Origin of the sequence: Salinibacterium sp. SWN1162 (assembly GCF_015864675.1) — a bacterium.
GTDB lineage: Bacteria > Actinomycetota > Actinomycetes > Actinomycetales > Microbacteriaceae > Rhodoglobus.
This window is the reverse complement of the sequence record NZ_JADYWT010000002.1, coordinates 1-20524: the sequence shown is the minus strand read 5'-3', so window position 1 is coordinate 20524 and position 20524 is coordinate 1. Positions and strand designations below refer to the sequence as shown.

17 protein-coding genes and 1 rRNA gene are annotated in these 20524 nt (G+C 61.5%); 8 read left to right on the top strand and 10 right to left on the bottom strand.

Translation table 11 applies throughout. The features are described from left to right. Positions 1-23 precede the first annotated feature (23 nt). The 3 genes from I6E58_RS09770 to I6E58_RS09760 are packed head-to-tail and all read left to right on the top strand — an operon-like array spanning position 24 to position 2781. Positions 24-1457 (top strand): ferredoxin reductase family protein, encoded by a 1434-nt coding sequence (locus tag I6E58_RS09770; protein ID WP_197133064.1) that lies wholly within the window; start codon positions 24-26, stop codon positions 1455-1457. Continuing rightward, on the top strand, positions 1454-2008 hold the full coding sequence (locus I6E58_RS09765; RefSeq protein WP_197133060.1) for an FMN-binding protein: 555 nt from the start codon (positions 1454-1456) through the stop codon (positions 2006-2008). The genes I6E58_RS09770 and I6E58_RS09765 overlap by 4 nt, the downstream gene beginning before the upstream one ends. After that, entirely contained in the window at positions 2008-2781 is a 774-nt protein-coding gene (locus I6E58_RS09760) for an FAD:protein FMN transferase (protein ID WP_231595501.1), read from the top strand. The genes I6E58_RS09765 and I6E58_RS09760 overlap by 1 nt, the downstream gene beginning before the upstream one ends. A gap of 73 nt (positions 2782-2854) precedes the next feature. Here the strand turns inward: I6E58_RS09760 and I6E58_RS09755 are convergent, their stop codons facing one another. The 8 genes from I6E58_RS09755 to I6E58_RS09720 all read right to left on the bottom strand — a co-directional run bounded on the left by I6E58_RS09755 (position 2855) and on the right by I6E58_RS09720 (position 13666). Further along, positions 2855-4858: a PAS domain S-box protein gene (locus I6E58_RS09755; RefSeq protein ID WP_197133057.1), complete on the bottom strand. Its 2004-nt coding sequence runs from the start codon at positions 4856-4858 to the stop codon at positions 2855-2857. Between the two features lie 17 nt (positions 4859-4875). After that, positions 4876-5442 carry a response regulator gene (locus tag I6E58_RS09750; protein ID WP_197133054.1) on the bottom strand — a complete coding sequence of 189 codons (567 nt, stop codon included), beginning with the start codon at positions 5440-5442 and terminating at the stop codon, positions 4876-4878. A gap of 9 nt (positions 5443-5451) precedes the next feature. Next, on the bottom strand, positions 5452-6684 hold the full coding sequence (locus tag I6E58_RS09745) for a glycosyltransferase (protein ID WP_197133051.1): 1233 nt from the start codon (positions 6682-6684) through the stop codon (positions 5452-5454). After that, on the bottom strand, positions 6677-7459 hold the full coding sequence (locus I6E58_RS09740) for a dolichyl-phosphate beta-glucosyltransferase (protein ID WP_197133048.1): 783 nt from the start codon (positions 7457-7459) through the stop codon (positions 6677-6679). The genes I6E58_RS09745 and I6E58_RS09740 overlap by 8 nt, the downstream gene beginning before the upstream one ends. A 57-nt stretch (positions 7460-7516) precedes the next feature. Then, on the bottom strand, positions 7517-8773 hold the full coding sequence (locus I6E58_RS09735; protein ID WP_197133046.1) for an oligosaccharide flippase family protein: 1257 nt from the start codon (positions 8771-8773) through the stop codon (positions 7517-7519). Continuing rightward, on the bottom strand, positions 8773-9942 hold the full coding sequence (locus tag I6E58_RS09730) for a polysaccharide pyruvyl transferase family protein (protein WP_197133044.1): 1170 nt from the start codon (positions 9940-9942) through the stop codon (positions 8773-8775). The genes I6E58_RS09735 and I6E58_RS09730 overlap by 1 nt, the downstream gene beginning before the upstream one ends. Beyond that, complete coding sequence (locus tag I6E58_RS09725) at positions 9935-13183, bottom strand: hypothetical protein (RefSeq protein ID WP_197133042.1); 3249 nt, start codon at positions 13181-13183, stop codon at positions 9935-9937. The genes I6E58_RS09730 and I6E58_RS09725 overlap by 8 nt, the downstream gene beginning before the upstream one ends. 138 nt (positions 13184-13321) lie before the next feature. Beyond that, the gene (locus tag I6E58_RS09720) at positions 13322-13666 is read right to left on the bottom strand and encodes an STAS domain-containing protein (protein WP_197133040.1); all 345 of its coding nucleotides are present in this window, start codon (positions 13664-13666) and stop codon (positions 13322-13324) included. Positions 13667-14111: 445 nt separating this feature from the next. Between I6E58_RS09720 and I6E58_RS09715 the strand changes: the two genes are divergently transcribed. From I6E58_RS09715 to I6E58_RS09695, 5 genes are all read left to right on the top strand, one after another. After that, entirely contained in the window at positions 14112-15041 is a 930-nt protein-coding gene (locus I6E58_RS09715; RefSeq protein ID WP_197133038.1) for a carbohydrate ABC transporter permease, read from the top strand. Beyond that, a complete protein-coding gene (locus I6E58_RS09710) occupies positions 15038-15877 on the top strand; it encodes a carbohydrate ABC transporter permease (RefSeq protein WP_197133036.1) in 840 nt (279 codons plus the stop codon). The genes I6E58_RS09715 and I6E58_RS09710 overlap by 4 nt, the downstream gene beginning before the upstream one ends. 48 nt (positions 15878-15925) lie before the next feature. Beyond that, positions 15926-17239, top strand: a complete 1314-nt coding sequence (locus I6E58_RS09705) for an ABC transporter substrate-binding protein (protein ID WP_197133034.1) — start codon at positions 15926-15928, stop codon at positions 17237-17239. Between the two features lie 92 nt (positions 17240-17331). After that, entirely contained in the window at positions 17332-18636 is a 1305-nt protein-coding gene (locus I6E58_RS09700) for a sulfatase (protein ID WP_197133032.1), read from the top strand. Positions 18637-18645: 9 nt separating this feature from the next. Beyond that, positions 18646-19572 carry a LysR family transcriptional regulator gene (locus I6E58_RS09695; RefSeq protein ID WP_197133029.1) on the top strand — a complete coding sequence of 309 codons (927 nt, stop codon included), beginning with the start codon at positions 18646-18648 and terminating at the stop codon, positions 19570-19572. A 116-nt stretch (positions 19573-19688) separates the two neighbouring features. On the opposite strand, the gene I6E58_RS09690 is transcribed toward I6E58_RS09695, so the two are convergent. Together I6E58_RS09690 and rrf are read right to left on the bottom strand one after the other, a co-directional pair. Further along, entirely contained in the window at positions 19689-20039 is a 351-nt protein-coding gene (locus I6E58_RS09690; RefSeq protein WP_197133026.1) for an HPF/RaiA family ribosome-associated protein, read from the bottom strand. 184 nt (positions 20040-20223) lie between these two features. Then, positions 20224-20340, bottom strand: a 5S ribosomal RNA gene (rrf, locus tag I6E58_RS09685). Between the last annotated feature and the right edge of the window lie 184 nt (positions 20341-20524).

Below are 20524 nucleotides of genomic sequence, written 5' to 3'. Positions count from 1 at the left end.
GCTGAAGCCAGCACAGTAGGGACATGTCCACTCAGGTTCGCCCTCGCGCCGCTACGGCCCGGCCTCGCACTGCCCTAGCGGCCGTCGCTACCGCGCCCGATTACCGCCGCAATTTTGCGCGGCGGGCACGCCTCTCTGATCTGCTCGTCGTCGCGCTCTGGGCTTCAGGCGCAGCAGCGGCCGCCCTCTTTCTGGCATCCGGCGGGCTCGACCAGTTCTCCTCGCTTGCCGAGACCATCACGAGCGTGGGAATCCTCGCCGGCCTGATCGGCACCGACTTCATTCTGGTGATGCTGGTGCTCGCCGCCCGCATCCCGCTCATCGATCGCACCATCGGCCACGACCGCGCCATCGCCGTGCACCGTTCGCTCGGCAAGCCCGCGCTCTACCTTCTTCTCGCCCACGGCGCCCTGTTGCTTACCGGCTACGGGCTCAGCTCGGGCATCAACCCGATCGCCGAAATCGGGTCGATGCTGTCGCTGCCCGATATGCCCCTCGCGTTTATTGCGCTCGGTCTGATGATCGCCGTCGTCGTGTCGTCGCTGATCGCGGTTCGTCGCCGGTTCAGCTATGAAGGGTGGCACCTCATCCATCTGCTCAGCTATGTGTCGGTCGCTTTCGCGCTTCCCCATCAGCTGAGCGTCGGTGGCGTGCTAGCCGACGGCACCCTTCAGCGCGTGTACTGGATCGCGCTCTACGTCGTCGCCCTCGGTAGCATCGTGACGTTCCGTTTCGCCGAGCCACTCGTCTCGAGCCTCCGCCACCGGATGCGCGTGGCCGCGGTCACTGAGATCGCGCCGGGCGTCAGCACGATTCAACTCGCGGGCAACGACCTGCGGGGGCTTGGAGCATCCGGTGGCCAGTTCTTCATCTGGCGTTTCTGGACGCCGCGCACCTGGTGGCACTCGCACCCCATCTCGCTATCGGCAATGCCGACGGCGAGCTCGGCGCGCATCACCGTGCGCAATCTGGGAACGGGCAGCGCCCAACTCACCACCATCCCTGTCGGCACCCGGGTGAGCATCGAGGGGCCTTACGGTTTGTTCTCGGATGCTGCCCGCACCTCCCCCAAACTTGCCATCATCGCCGCTGGGATCGGGGTTACCCCGGTGCGCGCGCTCCTCGAACAGGCATCGTTTGCCCCCGGCGAAGCGACCATCCTGTTGCGCGCCAGCACCGCTGAAGAGACGTACCACTGGGAAGAGATCAGGGCCATCGCTGCAGCGAAAGGCGCAACCTGTTATTCGATGATCGGCCACCGCCCCCGCGGAATCGACAGTTGGATGACCGCTGCGGACTATGAGCGCGGCGTCACCCTGCAGAGCGCCTTCCCCGAGCTGGCGGACTCCGACGTTTTTCTCTGCGGCCCCACGACGTGGCTCGACCTTATTGAGGCCGACGTTCACGCTTCTGGCATCCGCCCCGAACAGGTTCACGCAGAAAGGTTCGACTGGTGAGAACACGAGCGATCTTAGGCAGCATTCTCGCCTCGACGAGCGTACTGATCGTCGGCTATCAGGCCGGCGTCAGCGTCACGACGAGCGACGGCACTTCGGTGTCGTTGCCAGTGGATGCTGCGACGAACGGCACCGCTGACGGCACGAACGCCGGCACCGGCGCGACTACTGAGAGCAGCACCGGCAGCACCGGCAGCACCGATTCAGGCAGCAGCACCTCAAGCACGCCGGGCACGGACAGCGCGGCCGCTGCCCCCACAGCGTCCGGCCCCGCCGACGGCACGTACACCGGGTCGAGCGTCAGCACCCGGTTTGGCGACGTGCAGGTGGCGGTCACCATCGCCTCCGGAAGCATCACCGATGTCACCGCCCTGCAGTTGACCGACGAGGATGGGCGCTCGGCGCAAATCAGCAACCGTGCCGCCCCGATTTTGCGCACTGAAGTGCTGTCATCGCAGTCCGCCCAAGTCTCGAACGTGAGTGGGGCAACGTACACCACCGATGCGTATTTGAGTTCGCTTCAATCGGCGCTCGATCAAGCCGGCGCGTGATGCGGCGCGCGTTTGCGACCATGGGCACGATGGCGTCGATCGAACTGCCTGCCGCGTGGGCTTCCGAAGTCAGCGAGGTGCAGCGCATCTTTCGCATGATTGATGACCGCTACAGCCTCTATTCGCCCGACTCCGAGCTGAGTCTGATCGCCGCCGGTCACACCTCGCTCTCCCACGCCAGCGCGCCGCTACTCGGCAGTTATGCGCGCGCCCTCGAGTGGCGCTCGGCGACAAGCGGCAACTTCAGCCCCCACCGCCCCGACGGCACCATCGACCTCAACGGCATCGTCAAGGCCGAAGCTATCGAGCAGGCCGGCGAGCACCTGGTTGCGGTCGGATGCCCGGAGTGGAGCATCAACGTCGGTGGCGACATCCTCGTCTCCCCCACCGGCGCAGCCCCTTGCGCCACCGCGTCGGCCTCGCCGCTCGGGTCGGAAGTGATGCGTGCCGGGATCGCCGAGCCGCTCTCGCCTACGGAGCTGCTGTGTTCGCTGGAGTTACGACATCCGCGGCGCGCGATCGCAACGTCGGGCAGCGCACAACGCGGAGACCATATCTGGCGCGCAGGCAGCATCGAGCCGGTCTCGTTCGTTCAAGTGAGCGTTGTCGCGAATGACATCGTGACCGCCGATGTGTTGGCAACGGCGATCGTGGCGGGCGGCCACGCTGCCCTCGACGATGTGACGGACCGGTGGGATGTGGACGTCATCACCGTCGACCGCGCGGGAGCACTGAGTGCGACGCCGGGGCTGCTGCACTCTCTGCTCGCATAGCGGGGCGCTTCGAAGTCGCATCGTTGGATCGCGTCATCCACCTGGCTACAGCCGCTTCGCTACGGCCGCCTGGCTAGGCCCGCTTCGCGCGCACGAAGGTCGCGGTGAACTCAGAGCCCTCACCAAGCGTGCTCGCGACGCTGAGCTTTCCGCCCTGAATCTCGACCAGCCGCTTGCTGAGCGCGAGCCCCAAACCAGTGCCCTCGAACCGCCGATTGAGGGAAGAGTCGACCTGCTCAAAGGGTTCGAAGATCGCGTTCAGGTGATGCGGGGCGATCCCGATCCCCGTATCCCATACGGTGATCGACACTGTGGTGGCGTCGCTGCTGGCGCGGATGCCGACCCGGCCTCCTTCGTCGGTGAACTTCACCGCATTCGAGAGGAGATTGAGAAGTGCTTGACGCGCTCTCAACCGGTCGATCTCAATGATGGGCAAGTCGTGAGGGATATCAGTACTCAACGCAATTCCTTTTGCGAGGGCAAGTTCTCCAATGAGCCCGACGACTTCTTGAACTAGTTCGTCGGGCTGGGCGTCGGCGACCTCAAGCGTGGCACTTTGAGCTTCTGCCTTAGCGAGGTCCAGGATCGTGGAGATGACGGACAGCAAGTGGCGGCCACTTGTTTCGATCTGTTTGACGTACTCGAGCTGCTTCTCAGTAAGCGGACCGTAAATTTGCTTACCGAGCACGCTTGACAGCCCGATAACGGCGTTGAGCGGAGTTCTCAGCTCGTGGCTCATGCTTGCCAGCAGTTCGTCTTTCGCGCGCGCTGTACTCTCTGCAGCGTCGCGAGCCAGGCGCAACGCGAGTTCGGTCTCTTTGCGCGCCACGACGTCACGGGCGATCAGCGTTGTCACTCCGGTGCCGCCTTGACGGTCCCGCACGAGTGTGGCTTCGATGGGAACGCGAGATCCGTCGTGACGTTTGACAAACAGCTCGACTGAACTGCCTACCGCCAGAGCTCGCTGCGCGGCGCTGAACGACGAGCGGATGAGATCAGACGGGATGAAGTGACAGAGACGTTGGCCAATTATTTCGTCTGCGGAGAGCCCCATGAGCTCGCCGGCGGCCTTGTTGGCCAACACGATTCGTCCGCCGTCGCGGAACGTGACGATCGCATCCGCCGCTTGCTCGACGATGGAGTGGTGGAGTTCCTCGCGACTCTTCTGTAGGTTTTGCGCTTCGGTTCGTTCTCGCGAGACAACAGTGCTTTGGATGATGCTGCCGACTGTGGTGCAGAGTGGCTCGAGATACTGTGCGATCGTCTCGGTGTAGCCGTCCTTGCGGTTTGCTAAGGCAACGACGCCCATGACCGCTCCGCCTTTGAGAATCGGCACTCCGATAAAGGAATTGAGGGGCGGGTGTCCGTCTGGCCGCCCCGACGATCGCGGGTCAGTACTGGGGGAGTTCGAGATCACCGGCTTACCAGTGGTCACGACGGGACCGAAAAGCAGGTCCATGTTGTGGAATTCCATCCCCCTCGGCCCGTGTAGTGCAAAAAGGGCTCGGGTTTCATCGTTCCAAGAAATATCCGACATCGCCCATGTCCGCAGAAACTGCCCATTGTCGTCCTCGAGCAACTGAGCGATAAAGCCGTATTCGCTCGATGTCGCCGACAAGAGTTGCTCGAGCAGCCGGTCGAAGAGCACGCCCGGTTCCGCGCCAGACATGTGATCACGTTGCATTCGCGAGAGCGCATCAAGCAGTTGATTAGAACTACGCAGTTCTTCGTCGATCTCATGCAGCATGGTGATGTCTTCCATCACGCCTTCAAAATACTCGATCGAGCCATCGTCAGCCCGCGCCGTGTGGGTACTTATTCGAACCCAACGATGCTCGCCATCGAGCCTTTTCAGCTCGAATTCTTCGACGGGCATGGGCTTCCCCGCTGCCTGTTCGATGAGCCATTCGCGTCGCGACGGGTCTACGTAAATATCGCGAACGTCGATGGCGGCGAGTTGTTCGAACGTTTGCGCGCCAAGAAGCCGCACCAATGCGTCGTTGCCTTCCAAAAACCGCCCCTCGGGGCTAGTGCGGTAGACCGCTGCCGGAAGGCCATGGCCGAATGAACCGAGCATCAATGACCGCCCTTTTCTTAGGGAGAAGTTGGATTAAGCAAAGTCTGCATCATCGTGCGCGATAGATCGTCAAGTTCGAGGGGTTTCGGAAGAACAGCAGCTCCCAGGGCGTGCGCTCGTGCCAAAACATCGGGGCTCTGCGAGGCCGTCACGAATACGATCCGCAGGTTGCCAACTCCGTCGATTTCGGGCAGCCGGCGTGCGACTTCGAGGCCATCGATGCCGGGCATCATGATGTCAAGAAAAAGGATCTCCGGTCGCATTGCTCCGCATTTGATGAGGCCTGTCCAGCCATCGAGCGCCGAGTCGATGGTGACTGCACCGTCGACGTCCATTGCTGCCGCGCGCACCAGCTCCGCAGTGATGGGGTCATCATCGATCACGAGCACTTTCATTTCGCTGACGATGTTGAGTTCTGCGGCGAGCGCTTCGAGGGTCGCTCGGTGTTTCGCCGAGGGTTCGCTGCGGCCGCGTTCCCACGAGTTAATGGTCGGGTAAGAGACGCTCAAGCGGCGCGCTAGGCCTTCTTGAGTGTCGCCGTTGGCGCTTCGGATGCGCTCAACGAGTTGGGGGGAGGTAAGCATTCTTACACTCTACAAAACTTTATGAAGTTTTGCGTCCTTCGCGGAGTCCACTGCACTCGCGGAGCGGAAGATTGTCAGCGCGTCCCCGTGGGCCAAGGTGCTGGCATGGAGCAGATACCAATCCGCCACCTCTTCCAATGAGAGGCCACGCGATGCAGCGCGGTTTATCGCACTGATGCGAGCTCGCTCGTCGGCATCGTCGAGCAGCCGTTCGATCGCCATCGCGAGGTCCTCGACACTCCCGGGCTCGAAAAACCCACCGGTATACCCCTCTTCGACGACGAGGTCCTCCAGATCACCGATGCGAGGCAGAATCGGCGGGCACCCGAACGATCCGGCTTGATGGAGCACCCCGGAGCTTCCGGTGGTTGCCGTGTATGGAAAAACTGCCACGGTGGCTTCGGTGAAAACACCCGCAACGTCTTCTTCTGCGATGTAGCCCAAGAACTTGACGTCGGGGCCGCCGAGACGCGCCTCAACATCCGCTAGATATCCCGGCGTATTGGGGCTGTCGGTGCCAGCGATAGTGAGGACCAGCCCGGGTCGCTTGAGGCTTCGAACTGCCTCGATCAGCTGCTCGACCTTCTTGTAGGTGCCAAATTTTCCGAAGGTCATCACGATCTCCGGCGCAGCTCCATCGTGGTTCTCGAGTTCCGTCACGGGCTCGCCGTCAAAGGCACCGTGGGGTGTAAGAGCAACATTGCTTACCCCGTACTTAGAGCGCAAAATTTCGACATAGCGAGGCAGTGTCGTCGTGACGAGGTTTGAGCGGAGCACGAACCACGTCAAGACCGTGCCGATCGCCCGAACGATTTTTTCGCCGAGGGCCGATGACTTGAAGCCAGCCGCCGAAAGATCCACAGTCTCCATAATGTTGTGCATGAGCGTGATAACCGGAATACCAGACAGACGCATCACGGCCGGAGAAAGCAACCCAAGCGCGGCCGAGACCTTTGACGATCCGAAGCTCGTAAAGTGCGCGTTCATCAAGACAACATCCGCACTCGCCGCATGGGCAGCGCGAGCGATGCGCACCGGATTGGTCAGCGAGCCAAACTTCCACGCCTTGCGAATCTCAACGCCGTCAATCGCCGGGTAGTCAAAGTCCCCATCCTCGACAAGCGCGACGATCCGCACGCCAGGCTTGCGACCAAGCGCAGTAAGGAGATGAAAGCCGTACTCGGCAAGAGTGGTCGGGCTAGGGCTGAGTGCTGTGACAACAGCGATCGTAGTGTTAGGCATTCTTGTAAACCCCGCGGATTCCATTGAGACGGATGCGTGCGATCGAAGAGAAGAAGCGAAGTGCGTCGCGAACCGGACGCACTTTCGAACCGGGAACGTCGTACCATCGCACGGGAACTTCGGCGATCGAGTAGTCGAACCGCTCCGCCAAGTGCAATACCTCGAGGTCGAACGAGAAGCCTTCAACGGTCTGCGCGTGGCTGATGCGGTGTGCAGCGTTGAGAGTGAACAGCTTGAAACCACATTGCGTGTCCTCTACACCGATACCGAGACCGACGCGAACGACCGTACGGAGCCCTGCGCTCATGGCGCGGCGCAGCAGCGAACGCTCGCCGACATCCGCGCCGTCGGCCGCTCGAGAACCGATCGCGACATCTGCGCCGGCTTCGATTCGAGCGATCAGGCCCTCAAGCTCTTGAACGGGAGTCGCATTGTCGGCATCCGAAAAAAGCACCATTCGACCGCGTGCTGCTGTAAATCCACGGCGGACCGCGGCGCCTTTGCCCGCGTTTGCCGGCGCTTCGACGAGGCGCACATTCGCATGCCCCATCAAGCCCACGAGGGTGCGAGTCGCGTCGCTAGAGCCATCATCCGAAATGATGAGCTCCCACTTCAAACCCAAACGGGCCATTTCAGCGGCGAAGGCGCCGATTGTCGGGATGATGCGCTCTTGCTCGTTGTAGGCCGGGATCACGACGCTGACATCGAGTTCGCCCTCGCAGACGACATCGCGCCATTGAGCGTATGCGGCGTAAGTAGGTGTAACAGTGTTCATGATGATCCCCTCGGTCACCCCAACTATATAACGCTTTATAAAGCAATGTAAAGAGCTTTAGGAAATTGCTGATGCATCCGTTCGAGAGAGTGGCCGCACCAACCACAACGCCGCCATCGCAATCAGCGCAGCCCCGGTGCCCGCCACCTGCAGCCACACCAGCAATTCCGGGCTAGTGCCCCACAGGACAAGGGCCACGGTTTGCACCGCCGCTGCCACCAATAGCAGGATCGGAGCACCCGCCATCCCGAGCGCGACGCGGGCCGCCGCCAGAAGGTTGACAACAGCAAACAGGGAAGTAGCGAGAGAATACGGAACCAGCAACGCACCGGCCGCTGCATACTCTGAACCGAATGCGAAAGTGATCGCGACCTCACCCCAGAGCGCCGCGGCGGTTGTTGCCGCCGCCCCCACTGCCGCAATGATGCCGATGGCGACTCCGATCGCTCGAAGACGCTGCGCTGGCGACGTCGACCGCGATGCGATCACCGGGAAAACAGAATTCACCACCGACCAGGACACAAAGAAAACTGCTCTACCGAGCACCGCAGCGGCGGCATAGACTCCCGCGATTTGGGGATCGAAAGTGGCCTTCGCCAAAACAAGATCCGCGTAATTCATGAGCGTTTGACCAATGAGCAAGATCACAGCCGCGGTGACAGTAGCGCGCAATACAGCCCAGGGCACCGCCGCGCCCCGCTCCCCCGCCGCCACCCTCCGGCCTCGAGCAACCGTCGCTGAGGCAACGAAGGAAAGCAAGATTCCGATGGAAGCGCCAATTACACCGAGGCCGGCGATCACGAGAACGAGCACGACCACTACCCGTACAGCGGCCTCAACGCCGTAGGTGAGTGCGAGGCGCGAGAACCGCAACTGCCCCTGCAGCACACCGCGGTGCACCGCCTGCACGAAATAGATCGGGAGACCGAGCGAGATGAGCACGAACATCCACGGCGTCGAGGTATTGAGCAGATCAGCGAGAACCCAGGCTCCTCCCCCCATCACCACAACCACTATCAACCCCGCGATGAGAGCACCCCGCATCAGGGTGTGGCGAGCACCCTCTGCGGTCTCCGGCACCGAAGCGACCGCTTTCGACGCGACCAATTGGAGCGTTGCGGCGACCACTGCGGCAGCCAAGACGAGAGTGATTGCCAAGCTTGCATCGCCAAACTCTGCGGGACTCATGAGTCGCGCGAGCACAAGGTTCAGACCGTAGTTCGCGGCGCTGACGGCCAACATGGTGGACGACAGCAACGCCGTACCGCTGACGACCGCGCGAACCCCGCGCGACGGGTTCTCAGTCTGCGACATTATCGTGCCCCGGCAAGCCAGGCCCGAGCGCTGTCGAATCCAGAATTGGCCTGCGCTGCTAGGCGCTGAGTGTTGCCCGCCAGTGCGCGACGAGAGGCGTCGAGATCGCCCACGACCTCCGCGAGCGCGGCCGAGATGTGCTCTGGCTCCACGCGCGAAGCCATATCGACGGTCGCTGAGTCAAGCCCGAGAGCCGTAGCGAGGGCCCTCACCTTTACGTCATAAGCAAGGGGCACAATCGGCACCCCCAGCACTGCACTCGTGATGAGGGCGTGCAATCGCTCGGCGACAACCACGTCGCAGCGCGAGATCACATTCGCCACGTCATGGTGATCATTGAGTTCGTGGTGGATAACCGTGATGCCCGGAACACGCTCGGCAAAGCTGCGCAGTACCGACGCATCGTCATGTTCTTTGCCGCGGCTTTGCATCGGAAGAGCGTGAATCTCAATGGGTCGTGCGTCGGCGAGCCCGTCGAGAGCGGTTGCGAGCGATGCCAAGAAGTGTTCCCAGATTTCCGGGGCGTCAATGTCGTGATTCAGGCTGAGCCCTACTCGCAGAGTGCTATCGGCCGCTCGGCGTGAATCAGCTCGCGCCGACGCCGCACCGCCCAGCAGCCATTCGGGGTCAGCAGAGAACACCGCGTCCGCGCCGCTGATCACCGGGCGTCGCACCCCAATCCGCGCACAGAGAGCGGCCGATGTCTCATCACGCACCGCCACCAATTCGACTTGAGCGAGGATCAGCCCTGCAAGTCGTCGGCCCACTCGCGTGCGAATCGGGCCGACCCCGATATTGAGCATGGCCATCGGAGTGCGCGTGATCCAGCGGGCAAAAGTCACCACCCCCAGAATCATGAGCAGGGTGGAGTACCGATTCCGCCCGGTCGCCGCCGACAGCTCCTTCAGAATGCTGCCGCCCGCGAAGACGAGCGCATCGGCTCCGCGCAGATAGCGCAGAAGCTGAAGACGCCCTCCAGCGGTGTCAATCATTCTCACCGAGTACTCGTCGCCGATTCTCGCCGCGGTGTCATCAGCGTCGTAGGTGTTGACTACATAAGAATTCGCGTCGCCGAACTGTTTCAAGAAGGTCGCGAGCAATAACTCGTCGCCGATGTTGTATTGGCCGTGGGTTCCAAGCACCACAATGCGGCGGGGATTCTTAGTCATGACCTATACCTTCTTCTGTGTCAGGGATGTGGCGAGTACGTGAGCGCACCGTGAGCCCGGCGCCGAGGACCAAGAGCGATGCCAACAGCAGAACAAGCCAGTCAGCGCCCAAACCACCGGATTCATCCGGCGCAAGATCGTCGACGCCAGCGGCAGCCAAGCTGAGCAGCTCGTCTTGCGTGAGGTCGGCATGTGCCTCGTTCGCTGCCGGGTCTACGTACCCGTCACTATCGGGGCCGAAGACGTCGTACTGGGTCGTGCATTCCAGATCTGCGGGCGAGGTTACGATCGGCACGCTCGGTTCGGTGACGATGGTCTGATACTCCGCTTCGGGGATCAGCACGATCCCTTCAACCAGCAGCGGATTACCGTCAAGCTTGTCGAACCGAAGAGTATGCGAGCCCGCTGTTGCCGTCACCACTCCCAGATCGTGGTACTCGTTGAGGGAGTTCACCGGCACGAGACCGGAATCGATCTGCACCTCTAATTCCTCAATACTGAACTGTGTGGTGTCGACCGGGACGCGGTCGCTCAAATAGACGGATTCCTCCGAGAAGAAATCGATTGTCCCCTCTGAAGGGCGAAGTTCGACCGAGCGAGTGACATCGAGCGTTGGCGAATCCAACTCCAGGGTGTTCCCGGCCGCGGCTCCTCTCAAGAGCATCCGGTACTCGCCATCGCTGGGCACCGAGGCTTCAAGCGTGAATTGAGTCGGGCGGGGCAACGCCACGAAGGAGCCTTTCACCGTGCCGAAAACGCCGGGCGTAATCATTTCCGTTCGATTCCATTTAGTCGTCGAAAACATCAAGAACGCACGGAACATCGGGGAGAGGTAGTAGCTCGAGGCAACGATGTCGGAATTGAACGGAAAAATTTTGGGCGACGGCGTGAAGAATTCTTCTCGGTGCTGCAGAGTCCACGCATCGAGTGCTGTTCCTACTGCCGAGCTGGAATAGATCAGTGGCGGGTCACTTCCGGCCAGGGAATCCAGGGTCGATTCGTCCGCATACGGAAGGTATTCGAGGTCGTAACACCGTGATAGTTCCAGCCGGTTCCAAACCAGCGCGAGGTAGTCACTCCAGCTCGAGTCGATGAGTAGCGTCGTGCGATCTTCTGGTGGTCGGTCGACAAGTTCGTAGAGAACATAGCTGTCATTCTCGAACCGTTGCTCGACGAAGCCCATGTCCTCTTGACGTTCCATTGCGGGCCCGATGAATGTCTCAACGTCGGGCAGATACTCGGCACCGACACCACGATTGTCCCGCAGCTTCTTGTTGACGATGAAGTATTGAAGATCGATATCGCGGGCGACCGAAATCCACCAATCCTGCTGGTAATAGAGCCCGCGAAGCATGAGGAAGAACTCAAACTTGTTGTAGCTATCGCCCGTTAAGCCGTAATAAAAGCTCGGCTGGTCAAGGTAATAGATGAAGAACTTATCGATGAACTTGTGATCGATTCCATTGTCATCGGTCACAAGCTTGGCGGTCTCTGTTGGTGGCAAGACCACCGTTTTACCCTCATCCAATTCGAGCAGGGCGGCTTTGAGTTCTTTCAGATCTTGCACGGGATAAGGAGCCAAGAATGTCCCGAAATCGCCCGAGAAAAAGACCGTTCGGTAGTTCGAGTTCGACAGCAGCGGAGCGAAAAATACCGACGCAATGGCGATCACGGCCGTGGCCCGAAGCACCACAGCATCGTTACGCCGACGGGGATTATTAGCGGATACCGCGAGCGCACTTTTGCCCATCCACCGCTTGTACAGCGCGTCGATCACCCACGCCAGAGTGAGCGACATCACGAGCGGAGCGAGAACGAAAAGCAGCAACTGGAAGCGGTGGGGAAAGCGAAGCACCTGCACAATGGTCGAGGCGACATCGAGCGTCAGTGAACCGATCGGCCCATCGGTGGCGGCGAGCGTGCGGGTTACCGCGGCGAGCGAACGGTGAAAACTGGGGAACCACTGCGGTTCGGCGTAACCGATCGTGGCCCACAGCGCGAAAGCGGCCACTACCGCGAGCACTCCGAATAGTTGGCGATGAGCGCGAGTAACCAGGAGAGAGCGTCGAACTTGCGGGATGACGAAGGGCACCAAGAAGACGAGGGTGTAGACGAGGTTGCTCACGCGGGGAACTTTGGCGAGGTAATCGCCGTACAAAATCTTGTCCATGATTCCGGCGAGATCCCAGCTCAACACGTGAAGCCAGGAAACGGAGGCGTCTCGAATGAAGTAATAGTCGCCGGGCACTGTCTCCGAAAGGTTCTCCACCCCCCGCAAGGCGACCAAGTTCACGAACAGTACGTAGGGAATGAGGGTTACCACTACGAAAATCGCGACCGCGACGACACCACGGCCGAGAGTTGTCTGGCCCATCTTTGCGAGCGTGAGGCGCCTTCGTCGACTCGAACTCAGAGCGACGCGCATACGGTGGGGCGCTGTGCCGAGTCGCCGCGGCCCACCCGAGCGGATCCACAGCGCGAGCTCACCAAGAATCAGCGTGACTCCGGCGACCGCAACGAAGACGCCGAAAAGGACGAGGTAGTGCACCGCAGGGTTGAAGAGCACGACGAGGCAGGCAATCAGCGCTCGCCGAATCCAGCCCCGTTTCGAGAACAGCAACGCGTGCAGCATGAGCAGGGTCGATATCGTCACCATGGCGAGACCAAGGGCGAGCGTGTAGAAGTGAGTGATTTTGGCGTAGAAGACGATGGCGTAAATCAGGCCGACCGGGAGCGCCGATGCGAGGGCCACCGTGACCGGCGAGAGAGTACGAAAGACGTCGGTGATGAACCAGACGACTACTCGATACGCAGCGATCACGATCGAAGGAATGACGAGCAGGATGGCGAAGGGCAGCACGTGATAGTAGCGAAGCCAGGTCGTCAAAAATGAGTAGCGAACCCGAAATTCGTACCCATTAGTGAGCTCGTTGAACTGCCCAGCGGCTTGCTCAAGAAGTTGGCTGTTCACATTGAAGAACGGCACAAGTTCGTCACCGACGATGACGGAGTCCCCGCGCAGTACGGCCGGGATAGCGAAGAGAACTTCACGAAAAATAATGAAGGCGAGCACGAAGTAGAGAGCAGAAACAGCCCAGACGATTCTCCGCGCGATGCGCAGTTCGTGCTGGCGCATGGGGTCTTTCTCGGCGAGTTGCTCGCGAGCGGTGCGAGATCTTCTTGCGGCGCGCAGACTAGCGATGCGTTCTCGCATCACCGTCACGCCCCTCAGCGGTGTCATCCCCACCCTCATGAAACTAGCCCACCCCTGAAGCATTCTTTGGATGTTGCAATCATTCTGCAACGCGCGTCAGCCGCTGAGTGCGAGGATGCGATGGTGCGCGACGGCTCTGATCGACCGTCGGTTGGCGTGCGCTAGTTACGCTGCGACCAGTTCGCGAGCTGAAACGTGCGTCGGAACGGTCTCGGTGTTGAAGACTGCATCGAGGCGAGTCAGTTCGAGGATGATGCGGGCTGAGTCTGAGATCTCGGTCAGCGTCACCGAACCGGCGAGTGCGACTGTTGCTTTCAGCACGCGCACCATGGCGGCCAGCGCGCTGGAATCCATGAACTCAACGCCGGCGAGGTTCAGGATGACATTGCTGTGAGCAGCGTCGATGCGTTCCGTCACCACACGGTCGAACTCTTCGATGCCGTGAATGTCGAAGCGGCCGTCGATGGTGACAGCAACGAGGTTGGACTCTAGGGCGGTGTGGATCTGCATGGGAAACTCCTCGGATGTGCGCGGCCTGTCCGCGTCTGTTGGCCTGGTGAAGGCCGGCGACACTTCCTGCCGCTTGTCATAACTTTATAAGACTTTATAAGATTACGTAAAGCCCCCAGGTGTCCCCAATAAAGGGGACAGCCGCCGCGACCAGCGCTCGCCCGGCTACTTCACCCACGACTTACAGCCCGAAGACCCGCGTTACCGTCCAGAAAAGCCCCAGCGCGCCGATGGCAACACACAGGATAATGCGGATGATTTCGAATCCCTTGGGCGACCCGCCTCTGAGCGCCCGCCTGCGCTGGCGCGACGGCAGCATCTGCCCACCCCATCCGTCAAGCGGATAGGCACCTTCTGAACTACGTGTTGGACAGATAGTCGGCGAGCGCCCTACCGTGGGATTCGCGGCGCTTCGCAGGCCGCCCGACACGATGGAGTATCGAGAATGGTCGCAACCACCAACGCCGCAAGAACGGAAGTTCCGCGCCCGACCGCGCGCAAGCGTTCTCGCCCGAAGCCCGTCTTTGCGATCGTGGCCCTCGCGCCGTTCATTATCTTTGGGGCTATCTTCGCCGCGTACCCGCTCGGCCAGGTCATCCGCATGGCTCTCTCCGATGTTCAGATTCGGGGCGGAATCTTTGAGTGGACCTGGATCGGGTTCGCGAACTTCGGCGCCGTACTCACTGATGCGAATGGTCTTCGCTCGCTCGGCAACACCGTTATCTTCGTTGCGGCAACCGTAGTTCTCTCGTTGATCGTTGGTCTCGCCCTCGCGTTGCTCGTTGATCGCGCCATCACCCTCCTCCCGCTAGCGCGCAACGTGCTCATTTGGCCTGCCGTGATCGCCCCGGTTGTCGTCAGCTTGATGTGGCTGCTCCTGCTCAGCCCCACCGCCGGCGGACTCAACAAGGCGCTCTACTCCCTTGGCCTGCCAATCCAAGGGTGGATCGGCCAAGAATCAACCGCCATGGCTGCGGTGATTGTGGTGGATGTCTGGCACTGGACTCCGGTCGTCTTCCTCTTCCTCTATACGGCCCTCAAGAGCATCGACGGAGCAACCCTCGAGGCTGCTCGGGTCGATGGCGCCAACGAGTGGCGCATCATCCAGCACGTCGTGCTTCCCGCGCTACGCCCCGCGATCGCTGCGGTCGTTGTCGTGCGAGTGATCATGGGAGTGAAGGCGTTCGACGAGATGTACCTCCTGACCTCGGGCGGGCCCAACTTTGCGACAACGCTCGTGACGCAACACATCAAGACTCTCTTCTTCGACAGCCTCCAGTTCGGCGAAGCCTCTGCGTTCTCGCTCGTGGTTGTCATCCTCACTGCGCTGGTTCTTGGCGCCGTGCTATTCACCCGATCGAAGGTCGAAAAATGAGCGACGCCCAGACCGCCGGCACCAAGCGCAACCTTGGCGTAGAAATCGCTCTCGGGGTTGTGCTCGTTCTCAGCATTATCCCGATTGCCTTCACGACGCTGCTCGCGTTCCTCCCCAACCGTGCCATCGTCTCCTCGAGCTGGGACTTCCCGTTCTGGCTCGGCAACTTTGAGCGCGTCTTCAAAGATGGCATTTTCGTCGCGCAGATCGGCAACAGCCTCCTGATCGTGCTCGGCACGGTCGCCATCTGCCTCGTCATCGGCACGCTCTCCGGCTATTCGCTTAGCCGACTGCACCCGCCACGCTGGATCACTATCCCGGCGCTCGTGATCGCCGGCTTCATTCCGTTGATTCCACCCATGACGCTGCTGCCCGGCCTCTACGTCTTGCTTTCTGATCTCGGCTTGATCGGCGGAGTCGGCGGGCTCGTGTTGGTCAACGCCTTCCTCAACCTTCCCTTCGCGGTGCTCCTCATGTCGTCGTACTTCTCGACCATCCCCGAAGAGCTTCGCGAAGCCGGAATCATGGATGGCGCCAGCGAGCTGACAGTGCTCCTGCGGATCATGCTCCCCGTCGTTCGCCCCGGCATCGCCGCCGTCGGAGTCTTCACCGCGATCATGGCCTGGAACGAGTTTCAGATGGGTCTCACGCTCACCTCCGGCGGAGCCACCGCACCCGTCACCGTCGGCATCGCCGGCCTACTTCAACCGTTCGCGGTCACGTGGGGCGAACTCGCTGCGGCCGGAACGCTCGCTGCGATCCCCATCATCGTCATGTCCATTTTCGCCAACCGCCAAATCGTCGCTGGGCTCACTGCCGGCGCTATCAAAGGCTAAACAGGCCCGTCCTGTTTGGTTTCCGCTCACAGCTAGGAGTACATGTTAATGAAGAAAGCATTCATCGCAATCGGCAGCGTCGCCGCGATGAGCATTGCCCTCACCGGATGCTCAGGCAGCACCACCGGCGGAGCTCTCGGCTCCGGCGACAGCCTCGTCGTCATCACCAGTCAGGCTCCGTGGAACCCGGCCTACGACGCGGTCGTCAAGGCGTATGAGGACGAGACCGGAGTCGACGTTGACCTCCGCCCCTTCCCCAACCCCGACGTCAAAACCCAGGTGCTCAACGATGCGCAGACCGGCAATCACACCTTCGACGTCTACCAAGTCAACGAAGTCGATCTCGCCCAGTTGAATGACTCCGGCATCCTGATGCCCTTCACCGAGGCTAAGGCGGGCTACACCCTCGACCCCGAGATCTTCACCTACAACAACGTCACCAACTGGAACTCAGAGACGCGCAGCTTCTCTGCCGACGGCGACGTGACGAGCCTGCCGCTCATGGGCAACCTGCAGGTTCTGATGTACCGCACCGACATCTACGATGACCTCGGCCTTTCGGTTCCCACGACCTGGGACGAGACCATTGCCAACGGCCAAGCAATCGTAGATGCGGATGCCGCCCGCTACGGTTACGTGCAGCGCTACCAGGGCATCCCCGGCGCTCCCGGAGTGACCTACGACTTCGCTGGCCTGCTTCACGGAGTGGGCGGCAGCTTCTTCGTCGACGAAGGCACCGACTGGACCCCCGCCTTCAACACCCCCGAGGCGCTCGAAGCAGCGCGCGACTTCCGCGAACTCGCCAAGCTCGGCCCCGCCGACCCCAAGGCTGTCGGTCAGGCAGAAGCCATCGCCGCTATGCAGGGTGGCGACGCCGGACAGCTGGATGTCGTAGCCGCAGCAGCGAGCAGCATGAATGACGAATCCAGTTCCAATGTCGTCGGCAAGGTCGGCTACGCGGTACTGCCCGGAGCAGCATCCGCCACCGGACTCTGGAACTTGGCTCTTCCCGCTGACCTTCCCGAAGACCGTCGCGAACTCGCCGTCGACTTCATCGACTGGGTCACGTCCGAGCACGGCATGGAGATCTTCGCTGAAGCCGGCGGAATCCCCACGCGCGACGACGCTTACGATGCTGACGGCCTCAGCGCCGAAACAAGCGCCTATCTGGATGTTGTTCGCGAATCAGCGCCGACCGCTGTTGGTCCCTTCCGCTTCACCTTCATTACCGAGTTCCTCACGGTCTCGGAGCCCATCATCGCCGCGATCGCTGCTGGTGACGTAAGCCCCGAAGACGGTATGGCTCAAATGCAGGAGCAGGTCACCCAAGTAGTCCAGGATGCCGGCTACCCCATGGGTTAGTCGCTCTCTCTCAGCGCGGGGGCGCCGGCCTCACCACCGCTCCCCCGCGCTGAGCGCTCTCTTTTCCCCCTCCTGACACGAAAGTTGCCCCGATGGTCTCCCAACCAGATATCGTCCTCATCCACTGCCACGACCTCGGCGATTGGCTCTCCTGCTACAGCATGCCGTCGGTGCCCAGCCCCAACCTCGAGGCGTTCGCTGACTCCGGCGTGATCTTCGATGCAGCTTTCGCGACCGCACCACTGTGCACCCCTGCACGATCTTCTATCTTCACCGGCCGCCTGCCGCACCAAAACGGGCTCATGGGCCTCACCCATGCTGGGTGGCAGTACAAGCCGGGCGTCACTACGCTGCCGGAGTTGTTGCGCCGCGAGGGTTACCGCAGCGCTCTCATCGGGCTGCAGCATGAGGACTTCGATGCCCGCGTGCTCGGCTACGACGAAGTGCACGGCCTCGGATTCTTGCCTCGCGCGATGGAGGTGGCCCGCCGCGTTGACTGGTGGTACGAGCAACCGCGCGACGATACCCCCACGCTGCTGACGATCGGCATCTGGGAAGTCCACCGCCCCTGGCCAGCCGAAGACTACGAATACGCGGATCCGGCAGCCGTCGACGTGCCGCCGTACCTGCCCGACAACGCAGACACGCGCAACGACATCGCGGCCTTCCACGGAGCTATTCGCCAGATGGATGCCGCGGTCGGCCAGATCATCGACCGCATCACCGCGTCGCCCAAGGGCCGCGACACCCTCATCATTTTCACGACCGACCACGGGGTCGCCTTCCCGCGCGCCAAGAGCACCCTCTACGACTCGGGAGTCAAGGTCGCTTTCATCGTTCGCCCGCCGGAGTCGTTCGGTGTTGAGCCTGGCCGCCGCGACCACATCGTCAGCCACCTCGACATCGTGCCGACACTCGTGACCGTTGCTGGCGGCACGCCGTCGGACGAGCTCGAGGGCGAGAGCATCCTTACTCGCCTGCAGACAACGGATGATGCAGCGCCGGATACCCGAGAACTCCTGCTCGAAAAGAGCTTCCACGATCGCTATGACCCGATCCGTGCCATCCGCACCCCGAACGCCAAGTACATCCGCAACTTCGAGCAGGGCGTCCGAGTGCCGCTGCCCCTTGACCTAGAGGAGAGCTCGACCCGAGCCGGGATGGGTGACTGGCCCAACGATCCGCGGCCCGCCGAGGAGCTGTATGACCTCACCGCGGATCCCTCGGAGCTCACCAACCTCATCGACGATCCGCAGTATGCCGAGCTGCAAGCCGACCTTGTCGCCCGACTCGAAAAGCTCATGCGGAATACCCACGACCCGCTTCTCGCCGGGCCCATTCCCGAGCCAGCCGCTCCGCAGCGTCCAACGGATGAGCGGATGACCCTCGGTCGCTAAGGTTGCAGCATGGAACTCGTCTGGTGCAGATCGTTTCTCGCCGTGCACGAGCAGGGCGGTTTCACCGCGGCCTCCCGCACCCTCCATCGCTCGCAGTCTCGGATCAGCGCCCATGTGGCGGCCCTCGAAACCGAGCTTGGCGCTCAACTCTTCCACCGGGATGTGCACCCGCCAACGCTCACCGCTGCCGGCACCGCGTTTCTCCCCCATGCACGTGCGACCGTCACGGAGTGGCAGTCGGCGCTGGCCGCAGTGGCGGCTGGTCAGGGCCAAGTACGGGGCAATGTCGCAGTGGGAAGCGTACCGAGCGTTAGCGCAATGCTCATCGCTCCGCTGCTTGCCGAGTTCTCCGAGACCCATCCCGACGTCCGTTTTGAAGTGCACGAAGGCGCTAACAATTGGCTGGATGAGGCACTCGCGCACCGCACGATCGAACTGGGAATCAGCCCGATGGAGATCACGCCGCGCCTCGGTATCGCGCAGCGGGCCCTCTTGACTGACCCGTTCCGCGCCGTCGTGCCCTTCGATCATCCGGCGGCCTCAGCAGGCTTTCTTGAGCTGGAGCAGCTCGTGGGCAAACCGGTCATCACAACCGGAGAGGCTGGTCTCGACCCGCACGTGGGACTCGAGTTCCGGGAGCTCCTGGAGCATGTCGAATTCGACTACGAACGCAGCCTCGCCGTAACCCAGCCGACGACCGTGTTCTCCTTCGTCCGTGCCGGATTGGGGATCGGAATCATGGGTGCCTTGGGTACCAGAATCGTGCGCGACAACAGCCTGGTTGTCGTTCCCGTGAACGCGGAAAATGCTTCCCGCAAGATCGGATTACGCTGGGCCAACACCCGCCGCCTATCGCCCGCTGCCACGGCCTTCGCCGAGGCCCTCGAAGCGATGGTCGATCGAGAAATCGCGGCCGGCCGTCTCGAAGCACGGTAGCGGAGCATCGACGCTTCAACACCGAGGCGAGCCCGAAGTAGACGCGATAGCCGGTGGGTAAACGCGTACTCTCGCCCGACTGCGCCGACGAATGTAAACCCGCGGCTGTTCGCGCGTTAGCGGGGTTCTACGCCGCCCATCGAGCTCGCACCCTTGTGCTGATCGGCCCGGCCGAAGGTGCTCTCGAGCACCTGCTGCATCTTGCGAGCGGCACCGTTGAGAGCAGCGTGCAGGGTCGCCGCGTTGTCGGTCGCGAGTTCCGGGCTGCGGTTCTCGGGGCGTGCTTCGAGCTGGCAACGGATGTCGTCACCGGTGCCGCGGCCAGCGCTCTCGTCGCTCAGATGAACTTCGAGTCGCGTGAGGTGGTCGCTGAAATGAGCGAGTTTGGACTCAAGCTCCGTCGTGATCGACGCGATCGTTTCTTCGCTCAGAGTGATGTTGTTATCCGTGTTGACGATGACCTGCATGGTCGCCTCCTGGTCTCGAGGATGTCGCGCGCGCCCTGAGGTGAGGAATTCGCGGGAGGGCCGCTCATACATCCGCTCTTCACGCTACGCCGCGAAACTGGGTTCCGCGGGGTCTCGCTGTCAGGAAAGGGTCGTTAAAGCAAAATAGCCACACCCCGAAGGGTGTGGCTATCCCACAATTTAAGTCCGGCGGTGTCCTACTCTCCCACAAGGTCCCCCTTGCAGTACCATCGGCGCAGAGAGTCTTAGCTTCCGGGTTCGGAATGTAACCGGGCGTTTCCCTCTCGCTATGGCCGCCGAAACACTATTGATTTATGTATCAGTCTGGGCCAGAAACATGCTCCGACATCTCTCCTAAGAGCGATGCCTAGCTGTGTTAGCTGGGCGCAGTTCCCGACCGTAAATCGGGAACCACAAAGTGGACGCGAGAATTCTTCTCAGTCACCATTCACATCCGAAGATGTCAGTGAGGTGGGGTGTTATCA